This is a genomic window from Spongiibacter marinus, from assembly GCF_016906995.1.
In the GTDB taxonomy this organism is placed as follows: Bacteria; Pseudomonadota; Gammaproteobacteria; order Pseudomonadales; family Spongiibacteraceae; genus Spongiibacter; species Spongiibacter marinus.
The window spans coordinates 84,643-104,603 of record NZ_JAFBBD010000010.1 but is presented as its reverse complement, the minus strand read 5'-3'; the positions used below and the strand labels follow the sequence as shown (position 1 = coordinate 104,603).

General features: G+C 55.0%; 21 protein-coding genes and 1 other RNA gene. 5 read left to right on the top strand and 17 right to left on the bottom strand.

Annotation, left to right across the window (positions count from 1 at the left end; translation table 11 throughout):
* Window positions 1-2 precede the first annotated feature (2 nt).
* The 9 genes from mraY to rsmI all read right to left on the bottom strand — a co-directional run bounded on the left by mraY (window position 3) and on the right by rsmI (window position 8,891).
* Window positions 3-1,085, bottom strand: a complete 1,083-nt coding sequence (gene mraY, locus HNR64_RS15345; RefSeq protein ID WP_027874539.1) for a phospho-N-acetylmuramoyl-pentapeptide-transferase — start codon at window positions 1,083-1,085, stop codon at window positions 3-5.
* Window position 1,086: 1 nt separating this feature from the next.
* A complete protein-coding gene (locus HNR64_RS15340) occupies window positions 1,087-2,448 on the bottom strand; it encodes a UDP-N-acetylmuramoyl-tripeptide--D-alanyl-D-alanine ligase (RefSeq protein ID WP_204997302.1) in 1,362 nt (453 codons plus the stop codon).
* A complete protein-coding gene (locus HNR64_RS15335) occupies window positions 2,445-3,935 on the bottom strand; it encodes a UDP-N-acetylmuramoyl-L-alanyl-D-glutamate--2,6-diaminopimelate ligase (RefSeq protein WP_204997301.1) in 1,491 nt (496 codons plus the stop codon). Before HNR64_RS15335 ends, HNR64_RS15340 begins: the two co-directional genes overlap by 4 nt.
* The gene (locus HNR64_RS15330; RefSeq protein WP_204997300.1) at window positions 3,932-5,653 is read right to left on the bottom strand and encodes a peptidoglycan D,D-transpeptidase FtsI family protein; all 1,722 of its coding nucleotides are present in this window, start codon (window positions 5,651-5,653) and stop codon (window positions 3,932-3,934) included. Before HNR64_RS15330 ends, HNR64_RS15335 begins: the two co-directional genes overlap by 4 nt.
* On the bottom strand, window positions 5,637-5,972 hold the full coding sequence (ftsL, locus tag HNR64_RS15325) for a cell division protein FtsL (RefSeq protein ID WP_204997299.1): 336 nt from the start codon (window positions 5,970-5,972) through the stop codon (window positions 5,637-5,639). Before ftsL ends, HNR64_RS15330 begins: the two co-directional genes overlap by 17 nt.
* Window positions 5,973-6,905, bottom strand: coding sequence for a 16S rRNA (cytosine(1402)-N(4))-methyltransferase RsmH (rsmH, locus tag HNR64_RS15320; protein WP_204997298.1), 933 nt, complete (start codon window positions 6,903-6,905; stop codon window positions 5,973-5,975).
* 9 nt (window positions 6,906-6,914) lie between these two features.
* Complete coding sequence (gene mraZ, locus HNR64_RS15315) at window positions 6,915-7,358, bottom strand: division/cell wall cluster transcriptional repressor MraZ (RefSeq protein WP_027874545.1); 444 nt, start codon at window positions 7,356-7,358, stop codon at window positions 6,915-6,917.
* A gap of 291 nt (window positions 7,359-7,649) precedes the next feature.
* An RNA gene (gene rnpB / locus HNR64_RS15310) (RNase P RNA component class A) lies at window positions 7,650-8,000 on the bottom strand.
* A gap of 45 nt (window positions 8,001-8,045) precedes the next feature.
* A complete protein-coding gene (gene rsmI / locus HNR64_RS15305) occupies window positions 8,046-8,891 on the bottom strand; it encodes a 16S rRNA (cytidine(1402)-2'-O)-methyltransferase (protein WP_204997297.1) in 846 nt (281 codons plus the stop codon).
* A 15-nt stretch (window positions 8,892-8,906) separates the two neighbouring features.
* Here rsmI and HNR64_RS15300 point away from each other — a divergent pair, with 15 nt between their 5' ends.
* Genes HNR64_RS15300 through HNR64_RS15285 form a run of 4 tightly spaced genes read left to right on the top strand, consistent with a single transcriptional unit; the run spans window position 8,907 to window position 12,380 of the window.
* A complete protein-coding gene (locus HNR64_RS15300) occupies window positions 8,907-10,844 on the top strand; it encodes a penicillin-binding protein activator (RefSeq protein WP_204997296.1) in 1,938 nt (645 codons plus the stop codon).
* Window positions 10,845-10,846: 2 nt separating this feature from the next.
* The gene (locus HNR64_RS15295; RefSeq protein WP_204997295.1) at window positions 10,847-11,206 is read left to right on the top strand and encodes a YraN family protein; all 360 of its coding nucleotides are present in this window, start codon (window positions 10,847-10,849) and stop codon (window positions 11,204-11,206) included.
* A gap of 12 nt (window positions 11,207-11,218) precedes the next feature.
* Window positions 11,219-11,806 (top strand): SIS domain-containing protein, encoded by a 588-nt coding sequence (locus HNR64_RS15290; RefSeq protein WP_204997294.1) that lies wholly within the window; start codon window positions 11,219-11,221, stop codon window positions 11,804-11,806.
* 1 nt (window position 11,807) lies between these two features.
* Complete coding sequence (locus HNR64_RS15285; protein WP_027874549.1) at window positions 11,808-12,380, top strand: BON domain-containing protein; 573 nt, start codon at window positions 11,808-11,810, stop codon at window positions 12,378-12,380.
* 35 nt (window positions 12,381-12,415) lie between these two features.
* Here HNR64_RS15285 and HNR64_RS15280 read toward each other — a convergent pair whose 3' ends face one another.
* From HNR64_RS15280 to zapE, 7 genes are all read right to left on the bottom strand, one after another.
* On the bottom strand, window positions 12,416-12,823 hold the full coding sequence (locus HNR64_RS15280; RefSeq protein ID WP_204997293.1) for a ClpXP protease specificity-enhancing factor: 408 nt from the start codon (window positions 12,821-12,823) through the stop codon (window positions 12,416-12,418).
* A 5-nt stretch (window positions 12,824-12,828) separates the two neighbouring features.
* Window positions 12,829-13,473 (bottom strand): stringent starvation protein SspA, encoded by a 645-nt coding sequence (sspA, locus tag HNR64_RS15275; protein WP_204997292.1) that lies wholly within the window; start codon window positions 13,471-13,473, stop codon window positions 12,829-12,831.
* A 97-nt stretch (window positions 13,474-13,570) separates the two neighbouring features.
* Window positions 13,571-15,625 (bottom strand): ubiquinol-cytochrome c reductase, encoded by a 2,055-nt coding sequence (locus tag HNR64_RS15270; RefSeq protein WP_204997291.1) that lies wholly within the window; start codon window positions 15,623-15,625, stop codon window positions 13,571-13,573.
* Window positions 15,625-16,221, bottom strand: a complete 597-nt coding sequence (gene petA, locus HNR64_RS15265; protein ID WP_204997290.1) for a ubiquinol-cytochrome c reductase iron-sulfur subunit — start codon at window positions 16,219-16,221, stop codon at window positions 15,625-15,627. The genes HNR64_RS15270 and petA overlap by 1 nt, the downstream gene beginning before the upstream one ends.
* Before the next feature lie 231 nt (window positions 16,222-16,452).
* The gene (gene rpsI, locus HNR64_RS15260; RefSeq protein ID WP_204997289.1) at window positions 16,453-16,845 is read right to left on the bottom strand and encodes a 30S ribosomal protein S9; all 393 of its coding nucleotides are present in this window, start codon (window positions 16,843-16,845) and stop codon (window positions 16,453-16,455) included.
* Window positions 16,846-16,857: 12 nt separating this feature from the next.
* The gene (gene rplM, locus HNR64_RS15255; protein ID WP_204997288.1) at window positions 16,858-17,286 is read right to left on the bottom strand and encodes a 50S ribosomal protein L13; all 429 of its coding nucleotides are present in this window, start codon (window positions 17,284-17,286) and stop codon (window positions 16,858-16,860) included.
* A gap of 117 nt (window positions 17,287-17,403) precedes the next feature.
* Complete coding sequence (gene zapE, locus HNR64_RS15250; RefSeq protein WP_204997287.1) at window positions 17,404-18,510, bottom strand: cell division protein ZapE; 1,107 nt, start codon at window positions 18,508-18,510, stop codon at window positions 17,404-17,406.
* A gap of 146 nt (window positions 18,511-18,656) precedes the next feature.
* On the opposite strand from zapE, the gene HNR64_RS15245 reads away from it, so the two are divergent.
* On the top strand, window positions 18,657-19,133 hold the full coding sequence (locus HNR64_RS15245) for a Z-ring associated ZapG family protein (RefSeq protein ID WP_204997286.1): 477 nt from the start codon (window positions 18,657-18,659) through the stop codon (window positions 19,131-19,133).
* Between the two features lie 6 nt (window positions 19,134-19,139).
* Here HNR64_RS15245 and HNR64_RS15240 read toward each other — a convergent pair whose 3' ends face one another.
* A complete protein-coding gene (locus HNR64_RS15240) occupies window positions 19,140-19,913 on the bottom strand; it encodes a Nif3-like dinuclear metal center hexameric protein (RefSeq protein WP_420853755.1) in 774 nt (257 codons plus the stop codon).
* Between the last annotated feature and the right edge of the window lie 48 nt (window positions 19,914-19,961).

The following is a 19,961-nucleotide window of genomic DNA, read 5'->3' as shown; positions in this document are numbered from 1 at the left end:
TATTACCGTAGTTTCAATGTTGCCAGGCCAAACAGCACCAGCATCACAGTAATGATCCAAAAACGTACAATTACCCGCGGTTCAGGCCACCCCTTTAATTCAAAGTGATGATGGATAGGCGCCATACGGAAAATGCGCCGTCCCGTCAGCTTGAACGATGCAACCTGCAAAATGACCGACACCGTTTCCAATACAAAAATGCCGCCCATGATGAAAAACACGATCTCATGGCGGGTAATCACCGCAATACAACCCAGGGTTGCCCCCAGAGCCAGGGCGCCAACATCACCCATAAAAACTTGCGCGGGATAGGTGTTAAACCATAAGAAACCGAGCCCGGCGCCAGCCAGGGCGCCGCATATCACAATGAGCTCCCCTGCGCCCGCGACGTAAGGAATATGCAGGTATTCGGCAAACTTCACGTGCCCGGTAAGGTAGGCGATCAAGCCCAGCGCTGCGCCCACCAATACCGTGGGCAGAATCGCCAAGCCATCTAGACCATCAGTCAGGTTCACCGCGTTGCTGGCGCCAACGATCACGAAGTAACACAGCACCATAAACAGCGGCCCCATTTGCCAGCTAAGGTTTTTAAAGAACGGGAAGTACAGCGTAGTGTCGACGGGGCTGTCTGCGGTGATATACAAGAATACGGAAGCACCGATACCCGCAACACTTTGCCAGAAGTATTTCCACCGCGCGGGCAGTCCGCGGGGGTTGCGCTCGATAACCTTGCGATAGTCATCAACCCAGCCCACCGCGCCGAAAATAAAGGTGACGATCAATACTGTCCACACGAAGGGGTTGCGCAGGTCGGCCCACAGCAAGGTACTGGTAAATATCGCGACCAGAATTAGGGCGCCGCCCATGGTCGGAGTCCCGGATTTACTCAGGTGGGACTTCGGACCATCATCGCGAATGGCCTGACCAATTTGATAGAAGTTCAACTTGCGGATCATCGCCGGCCCGACTAACAACGAAATAGCCAAAGCGGTTAACACCCCGAGAATGCCGCGAAAACTAAGATATTGGAAAACCGCAAATCCGCTAATATGCTGGCTCAGGTATTCTGATAACAGTAACAGCATGTCAGCTGTCCCCCTTGGACAATTGTTGTTGTAATACCTGCACCACGGCCTCCATTGCGGCGCTGCGGGATCCTTTAATTAGCACGGCATCAATGCCCTGTGTGTCATCAGCCAGCTGCGATAGCAGCGCTGAATTATCGCCATAAGCGCGCGCGCCCTCGCCAAAGCGCGCCGCCATCGCATTGGCATATTCGCCAACGACAATGAAACGCTCGATACCCGCTTTCGCGGCGTACTCGGCAATTCGCAGGTGCTGGTCAGCGGCGTTCTCGCCCAGCTCAGCCATGGTGCCAAGCACCAGTGCCCGCTGCCCTGGCTCATTGGCCAGAACATCAATCGCCGCTCGCACGGAGCCTGGGTTGGCGTTGTAGCTGTCGTCGATAAGCGTCACACCTGCAATTGTTTCCCGCGACAGCCGGCCTTTGGCATTTCGTACCAGCCGGAATCCCTCAGGCAATTGCCCAAGTTCAACGCCCAGCGCTAACGCGGCCGCCGCCGCGGCCAGGGCATTGGCAACCATGTGGCGACCCGGCAGGGGCAACTCGACCGCTACGCTGCCCTCCGGGCAGTGCAAGGTGAATAGCGACTTCCCTGCCTGCAACTGAATATCGCTGGCGTAAATATCTGCCGACGCAGACTCGACGCTAAACGTGACCCGTCGGCAATGCGCGGCCCTTTCTTGCCAGCGCGAGCAGTACTGATCGTCGGCGTTGATTACCGCCAGGCCATCAGCCGGAAGGGCTTCAAATATTTCGCCCTTGGTGTTTGCCACACCATCCAGCGAGCCAAAGCCCTCAATATGTGCCGGCTGTGCGTTGGTCAAAATCGCGACACTAGGGCTAGCAAAGTCGCACAGGTAGCGAATGTCGCCAGCCTTGGCGGCACCCATTTCAATCACCGCAAAATCGTGCTCAGCGCTCAGTCGCAACAACGTAAGGGGAACACCCAGTTCATTGTTGTAATTGCCCGCCGTTGCCAACACATTGCCACGCACGCTCAACAGCGCCGCCAATATTTCTTTGGTTGATGTCTTGCCGCTGCTGCCAGTCAACGCGACCAACGCGCCGCGGTATTGTCGGCGATTCTCCCGGGCCATAGCGCCAATAGCGGCATAGCTGTCTTCAACTTGAACGCAGGGCAGGCGTTCACTCACTGTATTCACAAGCGCTGCAGCAGCGCCATTTTCCGCCGCTGCGTCAATGAAGTTGTGACCATCAACGTGCTTACCCGGCAACGCGACAAAAAGACTTTGGCCACGACTACGGCGACTATCGATCTCCACCGAAGACACCGCTACATCCTCGCCGTAAACGCGCCCCTGACAAAGTGCAGCGATTGTCGACAGCGACATTGGCTGAATCATATTGCCTCCCTGCGACCGATAGCCCGATGGGCCACCGCTAGGTCGCTAAAAGGAAGCTGTTGGCCACCGATATCCTGGCTTTGCTCGTGGCCTTTCCCGGCTATAAGCACCACATCACCCGGCTGAGCACCGGTAATCGCCGCCAATATGGCACGCTCGCGATCAACCTCTGCCTCAACGCCACTAAGGTCAGAAATACCAGCGCAGATATCATCGATAATGTCTTGTGGTGCCTCGCTGCGAGGGTTGTCGCTAGTAACAAAAAGACGATCAGCCCCAGCGGCGGCTGCGCGCCCCATCAACGGGCGCTTGCCACGGTCTCGCTCGCCACCGCAACCAAACACACAAAACAGCTGGCCACTGCATACCGGGCGCAAGCTATCGAGCACTTTCGTCAAGGCATCTTCGGTATGGGCGTAGTCGATCACAACCAGCACCCCGTCTTCACTGCGCAAGCACTGCATTCGGCCCGGCACTGGCTGCAGAGCCTCCAATACATTGGCAATCTGCTGTGGAGCAATGCCCCGGGCGAGCAACACACCGCATGCGGCTGCCAGGTTGGCCAAATTGAAGTCGCCCAACAATGGCGTATCAATATCGATCCGCCCCCAGGGGCTGTGCAGCACGGCTCGGCTGCCGGAAATATCGCTTGCCAGCCGCTCAACATAGATCTGCGCAGCGGCATCACTCAGGCTGTAATCAATTATCTGCGACGCCGCTGCACTGGCTATCAATTGACGACCAAATTCGTCGTCGCGATTGATGACCGCCAGCCCCAGATTTGGCCAATTAAACAAACGGGCCTTCGCCGCAGCGTACGCCGCCATGCTGCCGTGATAATCGAGATGATCTTGGCTTAAATTGGTAAATATCGCCGCGTCGAAATGCAGCGCTTCAACGCGGTGTTGCGCCAAGCCGTGAGAGGACACTTCCATAGAGGCCCAGCGCGCGCCGCCCTCACACCAACTGGCTAGCAGCGCCTGTATGGATACCGCGTCGGGCGTGGTATTTCCGGCTGGTTTCAAGTCGCCCAGACGACCATTGCCCAAGGTACCGACGATCCCGCAGGGCTCACCCATGGCCTCAAGCAGTTGCGCCAACATCCAACTGCAGCTGGTTTTGCCATTGGTGCCCGTTATACCTATCAGGCGCATAGCCTGTGAAGGGTGAGCAAAGTAATTACCGGCAATTTCACTAACGCGCTCAGCCAGCTGGTCAACGGGCAACACCGGCAACGACCATGCCGAAGTGTCACACGGCGCATCGGCAATAACCGCAACAGCACCTGCCGCAACGGCCGCATTGATATGGTCACGACCATCGTGAGCATGGCCTTTTAATGCCAGAAAAACCTGGTCCGGCTTAATTTTTCGGCTATCCAGGCACAGGCCAGCCACGGGAATTGCCGCCACATCGGCACTGACACCAGGCAGTAAATCACCCAGACTGCGCTCACTCGGCTTGCTATAGCGGGCTACAGAGGTCATGCGGCGGCATCCCCCCGGTCTTCGCCTTCAGCTTCAGGCTCAACATCATCCGGCGCAATATTCATCAAGCGCAGCGCGTCGGCAACGACACTGGAAAATACCGGCGCAGCCACTAGCCCGCCAAAATAATCACCTTCCGGCTCATCAATCGTCACGACTGCAACAATGCGCGGGTCACTGGCCGGCGCCACGCCGGCAAACAGCGAAAAATAGCGGTCTTCCGCATAGCCACCAGCAACGGCTTTGTGCGATGTTCCAGTCTTTCCTCCAACGCGGTATGCCGCTACGCGGGCTCGCGTGGCTGTGCCGCCAGGCTGAGTAACCAGCTCCAGCATATCAACCACCTGGCGGGCGACTTTCGGAGCAATCACCTGCCGGTGCTCGGCGGGCTCCTGACGCTTCAGCATACTCACCGGCTGAAACACGCCGTGGTTCGCAAATACGGAATAAGCTTGAGCGAGCTGGAGGTTGGTAACCGTCATGCCATAACCAAAGGATAACGTCGCCCGTTCGATCGCTCGCCAATTCGGACGGTTAGGCAGTACTCCGCTGCTCTCCCCGGGAAACCCGGAGCCGGTATCACGGCCAAAGCCGAATCGCTGAAAAACACGCCACACTTCTTGCTCGTCCAGCGACAGTGCAATTTTGGTAGTGCCGACCTGGCTGGATTTTTTCAATACTTCCGCTACGGTCAGCACGCCGTAGTTGCGATGATCTTCAAGTAGTTTAGGCCCCACCTTGATATAACCGGGGTGGGTGTTTATTTCGGTATCCGGCTGATAGCGGCCACTCTCGAGGGCAGCGACCAATGTCATCGGCTTCACCGTTGAACCCGGTTCAAACATGTCGATAACAGCGCGATTGCGCAGCGCGCTCGGATTAAGTTGACTGCGGTTATTCGGGTTGTACGAGGGTTGATTCACCATCGCTAACACTTCACCGCTCTTACTATCGAGAATAACGACCGAACCGGCTTTAGCGCCGGTTCGTTTAAGTGCTGCTTTTAATTCTCGGTAGGCCAAGTACTGCAAGCGTAAATCTATGCTGAGCTGAAGGCTCTTTCCGGGGCTCGCCTCCTTCCCGGCATCGATCTCCCTAATAATATTGCCGTACAGATCTTTTAATACTCGCTTGCGGCCGGGCTCGCCGTTGAGCCATTCGTCATAGGCCAACTCTAAGCCTTCCTGACCTCGGTCATCGATATTCGTAAAACCCAGTAAATGTGCCGTGACCTCACCCGCGGGATAAAACCGCCGGTATTCGCGCTGCAGGTAAACCCCCGGCACTTTTAATGCGAGGATAGCTTTCGCGTCTTGCGGTGCGAGATGGCGGCGGAGGTACATAAACTGGCTATTGCTGTAACGCTCCATTTTTCTGGACAATTCTGCAACCGACATCGACAGTGCACGCGCCAGCTTCGGCCAGGCGTCTTTCTGTTTGCCCAGCTCTCTGGGGTTTGCCCAAATTGATGCTACCGGTGTGCTAACCGCCAGCGGTTCGCCATTGCGGTCCGAGATCATGCCACGGTGCGCGGGAATGACTTCACTGCGAATCGTCCTGGCATTACCCTGCCCCTGCAGGAACTCATAGCCGCGATCAACATCAAGCACCTGCAAGGTCAGGGTGCGCGCAAGCAGCATGGCAGCCAGCACCAGCAGGCCGGCCACAACAACGCGAAACCGCCAAGGCGATATCGGTGCTTTAACCTGCTTTGCCATAACCCCTAACCATTTCTACCTCACGCATATCAGGCGCTTTCATTTTTAATTTATCTTCAGCCAGACTCTGCACTCTATCGGGCGACGCCCATGTGCTCTGCTCCAACAACAGACGCCCCCACTCTTCATCTAACTGCATAGCGTCGCGTCGCAAATCTTGTAGTTCACTAAATAACTTGCGCGATTTGTGCGAGCTTTGAATCAGCGCCAACGCTGACACCAAAACCAGAACAAACAGCAGCGGCACCCAAAACCCGCCAAAAGGCGCAACCTCAGCATTCTCACGCTGCTTTTTTTTCGGCTTGCCAGCGGCCGCCACCTAGCGCTCCCCCAGTTTTTCAGCAACTCGCATCACCGCGCTGCGCGCTCTGGGGTTCGCTGTCACCTCTTGCTCACTCGGCTTCACTGCTTTACCGACCAGTCGCATCGTCCGCCCAACCTGATCATCGGTAACAGGCAAATACGCCGGCACCGACTCGCCCTGGGCTTGTCGACGCATAAAACGCTTTACGATGCGGTCCTCCAGCGAGTGGAAACTGATAACAACCAACCGACCGCCGGGCCGCAGGCGCTCAACAACTTTTTCTAGCAGGCGCTCTAGGTCGCCCAATTCGTTATTGATGTATATGCGTATCGCCTGAAACGCTCGCGTTGCTGGGTGCTTGTGTTTCTCCCAAGAGGGGTTCGCCTCCGCCACAATTTTTGCCAACTGCAGCGTTCTTGTTATTGGCTGTTCCGCTCTAGCCTCAACAATCGCTCGCGCGATACGCTTGGCAAAGCGCTCTTCGCCATAGACTTTGAGCACCCGCGCAATATCGCTCTCTTCCGCCTCAGCCAACCACTGCGCTGCACTCTGGCCTGACTCGGTATCCATGCGCATATCAAGGTCGCCATCGCGCAGAAAACTAAAGCCGCGTTCGGCTTCATCCAGCTGCGGCGACGAGACACCAAGATCAAGCAGCACGCCGTCGACACCCTCGCGCCAACCGGCACACTCCAGCAATTCGTCGAGCTCGGCAAATGAACCTTTGCGCATCTGGAAACGCTGATCTTCAGCCATTAAGGCAGCGCCAAACTCACAGGCACGAGGATCTTTATCGATCCCCATTAGCAGTCCCGCTTCGCCCAAGCTTTCCAGGATTAACCGGCTGTGGCCGCCACGCCCAAACGTTCCGTCCACATAGCAGCCATCATTTGGCCCCATGAGTGCCGAAACCGCCTCGTTGCGCAGTACCGTCAGATGCTGTTCCAAAGCGCCCCCTTAAAGTGACAGCGACAGCATTTCTTCCGGCATCGACTCATCGTCATCGCCGGTATCGAGCTCCTGGTTCCAGCCCGACTCACTCCAAAGCTCTAATTTTTTCCCCTGCCCGATAAGCATCAATTTCTTTTCTAAATTTGCGTAGTCACGCAGGGTCTGTGGCAATAACACGCGACCATTGCCATCAAGCTCAAGCGGCGTGGCATAACCAAGCAACAAGCGCTGCATACGTCTGGCCTTGCGATGGATATTGGGCAAGGCCTCAATTTTTGGCTGTAAATCCAGCCATTGGGGCTCGGGGTAGACCAACAGGCAGCGCTCTTCTGTATGAGCAGTGACAACCAAACGCCCCTCACACACGGACGACAGGGCATCGCGCACTTTGGCTGGAATCGCCATGCGCCCCTTTGCATCCATTGTGATTGCGTAGCTGCCGATAAACACGCTAGCCCACCTTTATCCCTTCAAAATCCACTTTCGCACCACCTGAACCCACAAAATGCCACTTTTCACCACTACGCGACACTATATGAACTGTGCAGCATTTATGTCAAGGAAGACGCACCGCAAAACGCAGGGATTTTTCGCAAATATGTTGTGAAATGGCAGGCAAAATCGCGGAACTTGCAAAAACAAAGAAAACTAAGACATAGAAAACAAGCACATAAAAACACTACTTAAAGTAAATCCTTAAGTAGATAGCTCGTTATCGGAGAAATAATCAGAAAGAGAAGAAAAATGAGTCGGCCTATAAGCCGGGTTCTGTCGTGGACGACCATTCATCTGGGGCCTGCGTCACCGCAAACCTCAAGCAGCCTACCCGAATCCACTGCGGGTCGCAGCGTAGGATTCCTATTTGGCCTTGCTCCAAGCGGGGTTTACCATGCCACGAACTGTTGCCAGTCGCGCGGTGCGCTCTTACCGCACCATTTCAACCTTACCGGCAGCCGAAGCTACGTAGGCGGTATATTTTCTGCTGCACTTTCCGTAGGCTCTCGCCCCCCAGGCGTTACCTGGCGCTTTACCCTATGGAGCCCGGACTTTCCTCCCCGCGCTTGCGCGCAGAGCGGCCGCCCAGCCGACTCAACTGTAAGAATAACCAGTACTTTAAAAAGACACAAGCCCGAGCGGCTATTTTTTTAGGGGTTGCTCTAACCCGTATTGATAAAGACGGTTTTTCTTAACGCCGGTAAGCTTCGCCGCTATCGAAGCAGCCTGCTTCATCGGCAGTTCGCTGCGAAGTATATCGAAGCAGCGCACCACCTCCGGACTAAGGTCGCCCTCCTTCGCCTGATACCCAGCCACCAACAGCACACACTCACCCCGCTGCTGATTGCGATCGTCAGCCACCCACGCAGCCAATTCATCAGCCGGCAGCCTTGCCACCGTCTCATATAATTTAGTGAGCTCCCTCGCCAACACCACCACACGATCACCGCCAAAACACCGAGCTATATCCCGCACACAATCCAGCAACCGATGGGGAGCCTCATAAAAAATCATGGTGCGAGGCTCTGCTTTGAGGGCGTCCAGCTGCTTGCAGCGGGCCTGCTCTTTGGCGGGCATAAACCCTTCAAATGTAAAACGGTCTGACGGCAAACCTGCGACCGACAGAGCCGCTATCAGAGCGCTTGCTCCGGGAATGGGCGATACCCGAAACCCCTCTGCCAACACTGCATCGACAAGGCGATAACCGGGGTCTGAGATCAGCGGCGTACCGGCATCAGAAATGAGCGCGATACTACCGCCGCAGCGCAGAATATCGAGCAAGCGCTCAGTATCCTTGCTGCCGCTGTGGTCATGGTAGGCGATCATAGGGGTAGTAATACCGAAATGCGCCAATAAAGGGGCGCTGCGGCGCGTATCCTCCGCCGCAATCCGATCTACCGATTGTAGGACTTCCAGCCCTCGGGGTACCATATCGGCGAGATTCCCGAGAGGTGTGGCAACGACGAAAAGCGTGGGAGTCGACTCCAAAAGGACTATCCTCTAATGAACCAGCTGGCGAAGACTAACAACGGCATAATGATGAAGACAAGATTTTTCGCGCTCGCGATCATTGGCGCAGCACTCGCTGCCTGTTCCAGCGCACCGAGTTCGCCAACCGCTACGCAGCAGGAACCCCTGACAAGCTACGATGAGATTCGCCAGCGCCCCAGCACCCCGATAAACCGGCAAGCACTCGAGTTTAACCCTGCCACGGCGAAATCCGAAGATGTTGAATTGTGGCTGCAACAAGCCATGAGTCTGGACCCAGAAGCCGCCCAGGAGCTTCAACTGCGCGCGGCCGAAGTGCTTCTTAGAGACGGAGAGATGGGGCGCGCGGACGACACCGTACGAGATTTGGTCGCACCGGAATTAACCCCGAATCAGGCACTTCGCCTGGCCCTTGTCAGAGCGCGAATTCACCGCGCGCACGCGGAGTTTAGCGAGGCGCTGATCCAGCTGTCAGACCCACTAATTGAGCAGGCAATGCTGGAAGCCCCCCTTCGGCGCCAACTGCAATTCAGCCAGCTTAGGGCGTCGCTGTTTGCCATTGAGGGCGACCACCTTGCCGCCGTACGGGAATGGATATTTATCGATCCGCTGCTCACCCGCAGTCAGCAGGAGCAAAACCGCGATGCTATTTGGCAATCGCTGATGCAGATTCCAACGTCCGTACTGCTCGACAAACTCGACAGCGCCAGCAACCGCGACTATCTTGGCTGGCTCGAGCTTGCCTCGGTTGCCAAAGACAATCAGGGCGATATTGAAGCGCAGATTCGCCAGCGCGATACATGGCTGGCACGCTGGCCCAACCACCCCGGTCGCCACCCACTACCCGGCGGCCTGGATCAACTCGACAGCCTAATTGTTGACCAGCCCACGAAACTCGCGCTCATCCTGCCATTCACCGGGCGCTTTGCCAGTTATGGCAAGGCCATACGCGACGGCTTTATCGCCGCCTACATGCAGGCGCAGGAAAACCAGGCCAGGACCCCGGAAATTATTCTCTACGATAGCGGGAGCGGCGACATCAATCGGCTGCTCGATCAAGCCATTAGTGATGGCTGCGAATTGGCTATCGGCCCTCTGCGCAAGGAAAAGCTCGACGAGCTGATTAGCCAGCACCCCAAAATGATGCCGATCCCCACCCTGGCGCTCAACCGTATCGAGGGGGATCAATTCCCCAGCGGCCTCTATCAATTCGGCCTTAACCCGCAAGACGAAGCGGAGCAGATTGCGGATATTGCGCGCAATAAAGGCCTACAACGAGCGATGATCATCACCCCGGAGGGCAACTGGGGCAGCAAGGTGGCACAGGCCTTCGCCCAGCGCTGGCAACAAGCCGGCGGCTACATTAGCGACAGTACCAACTTTAACGCTAAATCCAACGACTATTCCAAGCGCATAAAACAACTGCTTCATATCGATCAAAGTGAACAGCGTCGACGTCGACTGCAACAAATTATTGGCATGACGCCTTACTTCGAACCCTATCGCCGCAGCGATGCTGACATGATTTTCTTGGTGGCTCGCCCGAACGAAGGCCGCGCCGTGAAGCCGCTTCTGGCCTACCACTATGCGGGCGACCTACCGGTCTACGCGACATCACATATCTACCGCGGCAATACTGACCGCTCCCGGGATCAGGACATCAACGGTATTCACTTTGTCGATATCCCCTGGGTGTTCAACAGTGACTCCGCCATACGCCAAGCCATTAATGCGCACTTTGCTCGCAGCGATGCCTTTCAGCGGATGTATGCCCTGGGCGTAGACAGCTTCCGTTTGCATATGCGTATTAATCAATTACGCACAGGCAGTGGGCAAGTATTCGGCGAAACAGGCACACTCACCTTGAATGCCTTGGGCCAAATAGAGCGCGAACTCACACTGGCGGAAATTCGCGGGGGTGTCGCGGTCATCGATGCATCAAGCCAGGAATAAACTTGTTTAACCGCAAGCAAAAAGGCGATAACGCCGAGCGTTCAGCCTGCGACTTTCTGCGCAAACAAGGCCTTATCATCGTCCAGCAAAATTTTCGTAGCCGCTTCGGAGAGATCGACATTATTGCTAAGGACGGAGAAACACTGGTGTTTGTGGAGGTCCGTTTGCGTAATAACCGTCGCTTCGGCGGAGGTGCGGAATCGGTCGACCGACACAAGCAACAGCGCATTATCCAAACGGCCTCACTCTACCTAGCAACCCACAGCCAGTGCGAACTTCCCTGCCGTTTCGATGTCATTGAAGCATCGGAGCAGCAAGGCAAATTCCAACTACACTGGCTAACTAACGCCTTTCAGCTATAAGGATTCCGCACTGTGGATCAATCAGAACACGTGGTAGACCTGTTTCACCGCCACATAGAGAGCTGCATGTACACCATGGAAGCACTTGGTGAAGGTATTGCGAAAGCCAGTGACGGTATCGTCGAGTCCATGCTCAGCGAGAACAAAGTTATCTGTTGTGGCGAGGGCACTCAGGGCTTAATCGCCCAACATCTTGTTACCAACCTGCTCAACCATTTTCAGCATGAGCGCCCAGCGCTTCCGGCGATGGCGCTAACGACGGATTCAGCGACTGCCACGGCAATCGCATCCCAGTCAGGTTACAACGATATATTTGCCAATCAGATCCGGGCATTAGGTCATCGCGGTGACTGCCTCTTCATCTGCTATCAGGGCGGCAGTGCGAATACGCTGCGCTGCATTCAGGCTGCACACGAACGCGAAATGCGCGTAATCGGCCTCTCGGGCCCAGATGCCGGTGACGCTAGCGCGCTGCTGCAAGCCGATGATATTGAGCTGGTCTTTCCCGTGGACAATGCCGCCCGCCTAACAGAAATGCAGCTTGTTGCTGTTCACGCAATATGCGAGCTCATCGACAGCCAACTATTTGGAAGTTATTGATATGAATACTTACCTTCGCACCTTGCAGGCGCTAGCCTTGTCCCTGAGTCTAGCTTCCTGCACGCAGATACTCACTGCTACTAACGACGCACCGATACAGGAAGACCCCGGTAGTCGCAGCCTTGGCAGCTATATTGACGACCAAATTATTGAAACCAAAGCCACCGTCAATATCCGCAAAACCCGCCCGGAGCTCGAGGACGCACACATTAACGTCACCAGTCACAACGGCATTGTGTTGCTCACAGGACAAGTGGCTAACGCCGAGCTAAAACAGCAAGCCGCCGCCGTTGCTGACAAGCTCAAAAAAGTGCGAAAGGTGCACAACGAACTCAGCATTGGCGAAGCCAGCAGCATGCTCACACGCAGCAATGACAGCTGGCTGAGTACAAAGGTCAAAAGCCGCCTATCCCTTAACGAACAGCTGGATGCATCGCGCATCAAGGTCGTTACAGAAAAGGGTGTCGTCTATTTGATGGGTTTAGTATCAAAGAGTGAATCAGATATCGCGGCGCGCGTGACCAGCGAAACAAAAGGCGTGCAAAAAGTGGTAAGGGTATTTGAATACTACTAGGGAGGTAAGTAGCCCGAGGATTCGAGCTACTACTGTTACTTGACTACTTTCAGGCTTGGCCGCCCCGGCTGCGGCTTAGCACTCGACGTCGTGTCGGAGCCCGCCCCATCCGGCGGTGTTGTCGGCGGTTCGTCGGCATCAAACAGCATGCCCTGGCCATTTTCTCTGGCGTAAATTCCGAGCACAGCCGCAACGGGCACACGGATATCTTGCGCAACACCGCCAAACCGCCCCCGAAAACCCAGCTCGTCGTTGCCGACATCAAGACCAACAACAGCAGACGGAGAGATATTAAGAACAATTTGACCGTCTTGCACAAACTGCTGGGGCACTTCCACTCCCTCCATCATGGCATTCACCAGAATGTAGGGAGTGCAGTCATTATCGACGACCCATTCATAGATCGCTCGGATCATGTAAGGGCGGCTGGAGTTCATTGCCATAGTGATTAGGCCGCGCTGTTTTCGCCGCGCATTTCCCGCTCTTTCTGGGTCAAGCTCTCTTGGAATGAGGGGCGCTCAAACAGGCGAACCATGTATTCCAGCAGCGGCTTGGACTGACGAGTCTGAGGAATTTCCACGCCCAGCAGCTCCAATCGCCATAGAATCGGAGCTAAACAGCAGTCCACCAATGTGAACTCTTCATTCATAAAGAATGGCTTTTCCGCGAAAATCGGTGCGATCGTCAGCAGGCTGTCACGCAGCTCTTTGCGCGCTTTATCCTGTGCTTTTTGACTTCCGTTCTGAATTTCATCGACCAGACGACACCAGTCGCGCTCGATGCGATAAATGTACTGACGGCTCTCACCACGCGCTACTGGATATACCGGCAGCAATGGCGGATGAGGAAAGCGCTCATCGAGGTATTCCATCATCACTTTTGACTCATACAAAGCCAAATCGCGATCCACCAGGGTCGGCAAACTACCATAGGGGTTGAGCTCAGCGACTTCCTCGGGAAGGTTGCTTGGATCAACGTCAACAATATCGACGGTTACACCCTTTTCTGCCAATACAATCCGCACACGATGGCTATAGTGGCTGGCTGCATCAGAAAAAAATGTCATTGTAGAACGCTTGGCAACAACGCCCATTGAACTCACCTCAAACTATCAATCTATATGACAAGAAACGGGCAGACCTCAAAATGAAGCCGCCCGTCTATAAAACCCAGCTGTTCGCAGGTTTACATCAGTGCACGTCTTTCCAGTACTCGCGGTTAAGCAGGTAAGCAAAAACGAAGAACAGCGCAATAAACGCCAGCACATAGACGCCAATGCGCTTACGCTTCGCTTGTACAGGCTCTCCCATGTACTCAAGGAAGTTCACCAGGTCGTAGATAACGGCATCATACTCTTCCGGAGTCAACGACCCTTCGGTAGCGTAGGTGAAACTGCCGCATGGGTTCAGGGCATTGCCGTTTTCATCGAAAAGCACATCTTCACCCGTTAACGGGTCGCGCAGTATACCACCATTGGCCGCCTGCACCGGGCCCGGCGCACACTCAGGCATACCCTGCAGCTCAGCGAGAACGTGAGGCATACCAACATCTTTAAACACGCGGTTATTTACGCCGTATGGACGTGAAGGGTCAGCGTGAAAAGTGCGCAGGTAGGTGTAAAGCCAGTCGGGGTTACGCGCACGCGCAACCAGCGTCAGATCCGGTGGCGCAGCGCCAAACCATTTCTTTGCTTCGGCCTCGTCCATGGCATTGGTCATCAATGCACCGATTTTGGCCGACTGATCGAACTTAAGGTACTGCTCAAACAAGTCTTCGGGGATATTCAGGTCGTTGGCAGTACGCTGATAACGCCCGTACTGCAAAGAGTGACACCCCATACAATAGTTCATGTAGGTTTGGGCGCCACGCTGCAAGGACGGCAGGTTGGTAACGTCCGTCTGAATTTCATCGCAATCCATAGTGCCGCAGTTATGCGCTGACTCCGCACCGACCGCCTTCAGCGGAACGATGGTCAACAGCGCAACGACCAGCAGAACGCCCATGCTCTTCCAGAAGCCCATGCCGCCATCGGTCACCCGAGCAGGCTCAGCTTTAGTCGCCTCCCACTTGGTCCAGAAAGGCATTAGCAGGAAGAAGGCAAAGTAAATCACTGAGCAAATTCTAGCCAGCAAAGTACGACCTTCGGTCGGCGCTTTAACACCCAGCACACCCAAGATCAGGAAGGCTGCCGCAAACAGTACGATAGCAATCTTACTGATACGCCCTTTATAGCGAATGGACTTCACTGGGCTGCGATCAAGCCAAGGCAACAGGAACAGAATCGCTACAGACGCGCCGAATGCAACGAAGCCCCACAGCTTATCGGGAACGGCACGCAGCACCGAGTAAAACGGTGTGAAGTACCAAACTGGAGCAATGTGCTCAGGCGTCTTCAAGCCATTGGCGATTTCAAAGTTCGCAAACTCGATGAAATAACCGCCCATTTCAGGCATGAAGAAGATGATGCTACAGAAGACAAACAAGAACACCGCCACCGCCGTCAAATCGTGCACGGTGTAGTACGGGTGGAACGCCACGCCATCCAGGGGGATGCCGTTCTCGTCTTTGTTCTTCTTGATCTCAACGCCGTCAGGGTTATTGGAGCCCACTTCGTGGAGCGCAAGGATGTGCAGAACAACCAAGGCCAGAAGAATGATCGGCAGCGCAACAACGTGCAGAGCAAAGAAGCGGTTCAAGGTAATACCAGAAATCAGGTAGTCACCGCGGATCCACTGCACAATATCTTCACCGACAACCGGAATGGCGCCAAACAGCGAGATAATTACCTGCGCACCCCAGTATGACATTTGACCCCATGGCAATACATAACCTACGAAGGCCTCTGCCATCAGCGCCAGGAAGATGAACATACCGAATACCCAAATCAGCTCACGGGGCTTCTTATACGAGCCGTAAAGCAGGGCACGGAACATGTGCAAGTAAACAACAACGAAAAACGCCGATGCTCCGGTTGAGTGCATATAGCGTATGATCCAACCGTATTCGACATCACGCATGATGTATTCAACGGAGCGGAACGCCTCCTCAGCACTCGGCGTGAAGCTCATTGTCAGCCATACACCGGTCAGCAGCTGGTTTACCAACACCAGCAACGACAACACACCGAAGAAATACCAGAAGTTAAAGTTCTTAGGTGCATAGTACTTACCCATATGGGTATCCCATGCACGCATAATTGGTAGGCGGGCATCAACCCAGTCGCGCAGACCAATTAACATCTTCATTACGCAGCCCCCTGATCGACACCGATGACGAGTACATTGTCACCTTCGTATGAATATGGCGGAATATCCAAGTTACGCGACGCAGGTGAGCCCGCGTAGACGCGACCAGACAGATCGAAGCGTGAACCGTGGCAAGGGCAGAAGAAGCCGCCTACCCAGGCATCGCCACCCAAGTCGGGAACACCGACTTCTGGACGGTGCTTAGGCGCACAACCCAAGTGGGTGCACAAGCCGATCAAAACGAGATACTCAGAACGAATAGAGCGAGCAATGCCTTCAATGTACTCCGGCTGCTGCGCGCCTTCAGATGCGGGGTCTTTCAAATGTGTTTCGATAGTAGAAAGCTCTTCGATCTGCTTTTCTGTGCGGCGCAGTACATAAACTGGCTTACCGCGCCACTCTACTACGACCATTTGGCCCGGCTCTAATTTACTGATATCTGCCTTTACCGGTGCACCTGCCGCTTTAGCTTTGGCACTGGGATTCCAAGAGCCCACGAATGGCGTTGCCACCCCAACTACGCCTGCGGCACCGACCACCGAGGTAGCTGCGGTCAGAAAGCGCCGACGCCCCGTGTTTACGCCGTCATTACTCATGACGTTTCCCCCATAACATACGAATAATCAGACTAAACCGCCCCAATAAGGGAGCGACAGCTAATTTCAAGTGGGCCAAATACTAATGAACTTGGCCCGGACTGACAATCAATTCCCTGCTCGCCAGCATTATCCCGCCTCTCAAACGGGCAAAAAAAAACGCCCACAGTTTTTCTGTTGGGCGTTTTCCGATAGCCGCCAAAGCGCCTTCCGGCCATTCGGCCGCAGTGGTTAACGCTTGGAGAACTGTGGCTTTCTACGCGCTTTACGCAGACCAACCTTCTTACGCTCAACTTCACGAGCATCACGAGTCACGTAACCGGCTTTACGCAGGTCACCACGCAAGGCTTCGTCATACTGCATCAGCGCACGTGTAATACCGTGACGAATCGCACCGGCCTGACCAAAGCTGCCGCCACCGCTGACGTTTACTTTGATATCAAACTTCTCAACCATATCGACCAGCTCCAGAGGCTGACGAACGATCATACGAGCAACTTCACGACCAAAGTATTGATCTAGCTCACGATCATTGATCGAAATTTTACCGCTTCCCGCCTTCAGAAAGACGCGAGCTGAAGAAGTTTTACGGCGACCAGTGCCGTAATATTGAGTGGCTGACATAGTACGCTTCCGTTAAATATTCAGTTCGATGGGCTGTTGGGCAGTGTGAGGATGCTCAGCGCCAGCATAAACTTTCAGTTTCTTGAACATAGCTCGACCCAGGGGGTTTTTAGGCAGCATGCCTTTAACCGCACCCTGAATAACTCGCTCGGGGGCTTTATCGATCAGCTTTTCGAAGCTGATTGACTTCAAACCACCGGGGTAGCCAGTGTGATGATGGTAAATCTTGTCTGTCGTTTTCTTGCCAGTTACGCGAACTTTCTCCGCGTTGACAACAACAATGTAGTCGCCGGTATCGACATGAGGCGTGTACTCAGGCTTATGCTTACCGCGCAAGCGATGCGCAATCTCACTGGCCAGACGACCCAATGTTTTGTCGGCGGCGTCAACCACGAACCAGTCGCGAGTGACATCGTTGGGTTTTGCACTAAAGGTTTTCATGAATCTCGCCTATGGGGACCGTACCGAACAAAGAGCGCGAATACTACATAAGCGCCAAATGATTTTCAAGCTAAAAACACAGCTTTCTTAAACAAACACCGCGAGAGCAAGCCGCCACTATGGGCGGTGCTCTCGCGCCAGATATTCCTTGGACTGCATTTCGAGCAAACGGCTCTGGGTACGCTCAAATTCAAAATCTAATCGTCCGCCAGCATACAACGACGCCAGCGGTGCGGCTGCAGACAATACCAGTTTTACATTGCGGTCGTAAAACTCATCGACCAAATTTATAAAACGTCGCGCCTGGTCATCTCTTCCGGCGCCCAGTATTGGCACATTGCCAATCACCACGGCGTGGAAGATTCTCGCCAGCTCGATATAGTCGTACTGACTTCTGGGGCCATCACACAGCTCATCGAATTCAAACCACGCCACGTCGTCAGCCACTTGCTTGGCGACAATATTTCGCCCCTCTATATCCAGCGCAACATTCGCCTCGGGTGCCTCGGGCGCCAAACTGGTGAAGCTGCGCTGCAAGCTGGCCTCCGCCTGGTCGTCCAGGGGGCTGTGGTACAACTCTGCCTGCTCGAGGGCCCGCAGACGGTAGTCCACCCCACCATCGACATTCACGACCTCAACATTTTCTTGAATCAAGGCGATAGCCGGCAGAAAGCGCGCCCGTTGCAAGCCATCTTTGTACAATTGGTCGGGAACAATATTTGAGGTGGCAACCAGCACCACGCCGCGTTCAAACAAGCGTTCGAACAAGCCTGCGAGAATCATGGCATCGGTGATATCGGAGACAAAAAACTCGTCAAAGCAGATAACCCTCGCCTCATCCGCTATGCGGTCTGCCACCATAACCAGGGGGTTTTTCTCCCCGGCAAGGTCCTTTAGCTCGCGATGAACGCGCTGCATAAATCGATGAAAGTGCGCACGCAGCTTATCGTCAAACGGCAGAGTGTCGTAAAACGTGTCCATTAAATACGTTTTGCCGCGCCCCACTCCACCCCAAAAATAGAGCCCTTTAATGGAGGCAACCGGCGGCGCTTTGCGAAGCCTGGCAAATACTCCTGCCAAACCGCGCCCCTGAGTTGTCGGCGGTGCAGCAATCAGCTCCTCGTACAAACGCTGCAAACACGCAACAGCATGCGCCTGAGCTTGGTCATGGGAAAACCCGCCCGACTCAATATCTCTCTGATAGCGCTGTAGAGGTGAAGACATACTGCTCTCCCTAGTTTTGACGGCGGCAACTTTACCCAGCGCAATGCCAATTGGCAATTTTTCGCTTCAGCTGGCTGCCCCAATCATCCGAGCCAGTTATACTGTGGCGAAACACGGCAACATGTCGTGAGCAAGGAGGAAACACTGTGTACGAATTGAGCACCCTGATCGCCGTAGCCATTATCTGCCTGCTGATAGGCAGTGCCGCAGGCTACTTTATGCTCAGCCGCATCAGGCCAGAACAGCAGAGTCGCGCTGCCTTGGAAAAGCAGTTTAATGACATGCAAAAGCAGCAACAGGACTACCAGCAAGAAGTCAGCGGCCACTTTGACCGCACTGCAGAGCTACTCAACGACCTTGCTGAAAGCTACCGCAATGTTCACAACCACATCGCCAGTGGCGCACGCGACCTGCACAGCACGGGCATCAGTCCCCTGCAAACCCTTCCCGAGGGCCGCCCCGTACTCGAGGGCAACCCCGCTGCCGGCAAACCTTCTCAGCAGCCACTGGACTATGCGCCGCGCCAACCGGGCAGCAAGGGCGCCCTCCATGAAGAGTTTGGCCTGGACAAGGACTCAGAATCCGAACAGGAACCTAAACCGCCGGTGGCGCCCCACGCCTAACCCCGCTTACACTGGGTTATCAACATCGATAAACTGATGCTCGATTCCCAGCGTCTCCGCTAGCTTGGCGCCAAGCGCGCGCACGCCGTAGCGCTCGGTGGCGTGGTGGCCCGCCGCAATGTAGTGCAGCCCCTGCTCCCTTGCGCTGTGAATGGTCGGCTCCGATACCTCGCCACTCAGGTAGGCATCTACCCCCAACTCTGCCGCACGATCGATATACGATTGCGCCGCGCCGGTACACCAGGCAATTCGGTGAATGGGGTGCTCCCCCACCTCCTCCAACAGTGGCTCTCTCCCCAAAACGCTGGCCACTTTGGCAGCAAAGTCACGCGCGGTCATCGGCTCACTCAAACGCCCCACATTGCCGACCGGCCTGGCCGAACCATCCAACCCCGACTCCACCACAAACCCCAGCTCTTTTGCCAACTGAGCGTTATTACCCAGCACCGGGTGGGCATCTAAGGGCAGGTGGTAGGCAACAAGGCTAATGCCGCTCTCTAACAGCCGCTGGAGGCGCCGGCGCTTCATACCTTTCACGCAGAGGTCCTCTCCGCGCCAAAAAAAACCGTGGTGAACCAGCAGGACATCAGCGCCTGCGTTTACAGCAGCATCAATCATCGCCTGGCTAGCCGTCACGCCACTAACGATACGCCGCACCTCAGCCCGCCCTTCTACTTGCAGGCCGTTCGGGCAGTAGTCCGCAAATGCCTCAGGTTCCATGATAGCGTTCGCCTCCGCCACCAACTCTTGCAAACTCGTTTCCTGCAAACTCGTCGCCACATTTCCCCCTTGTTAATTCGGAATCGTTCACATTCGTGATAGGCTATC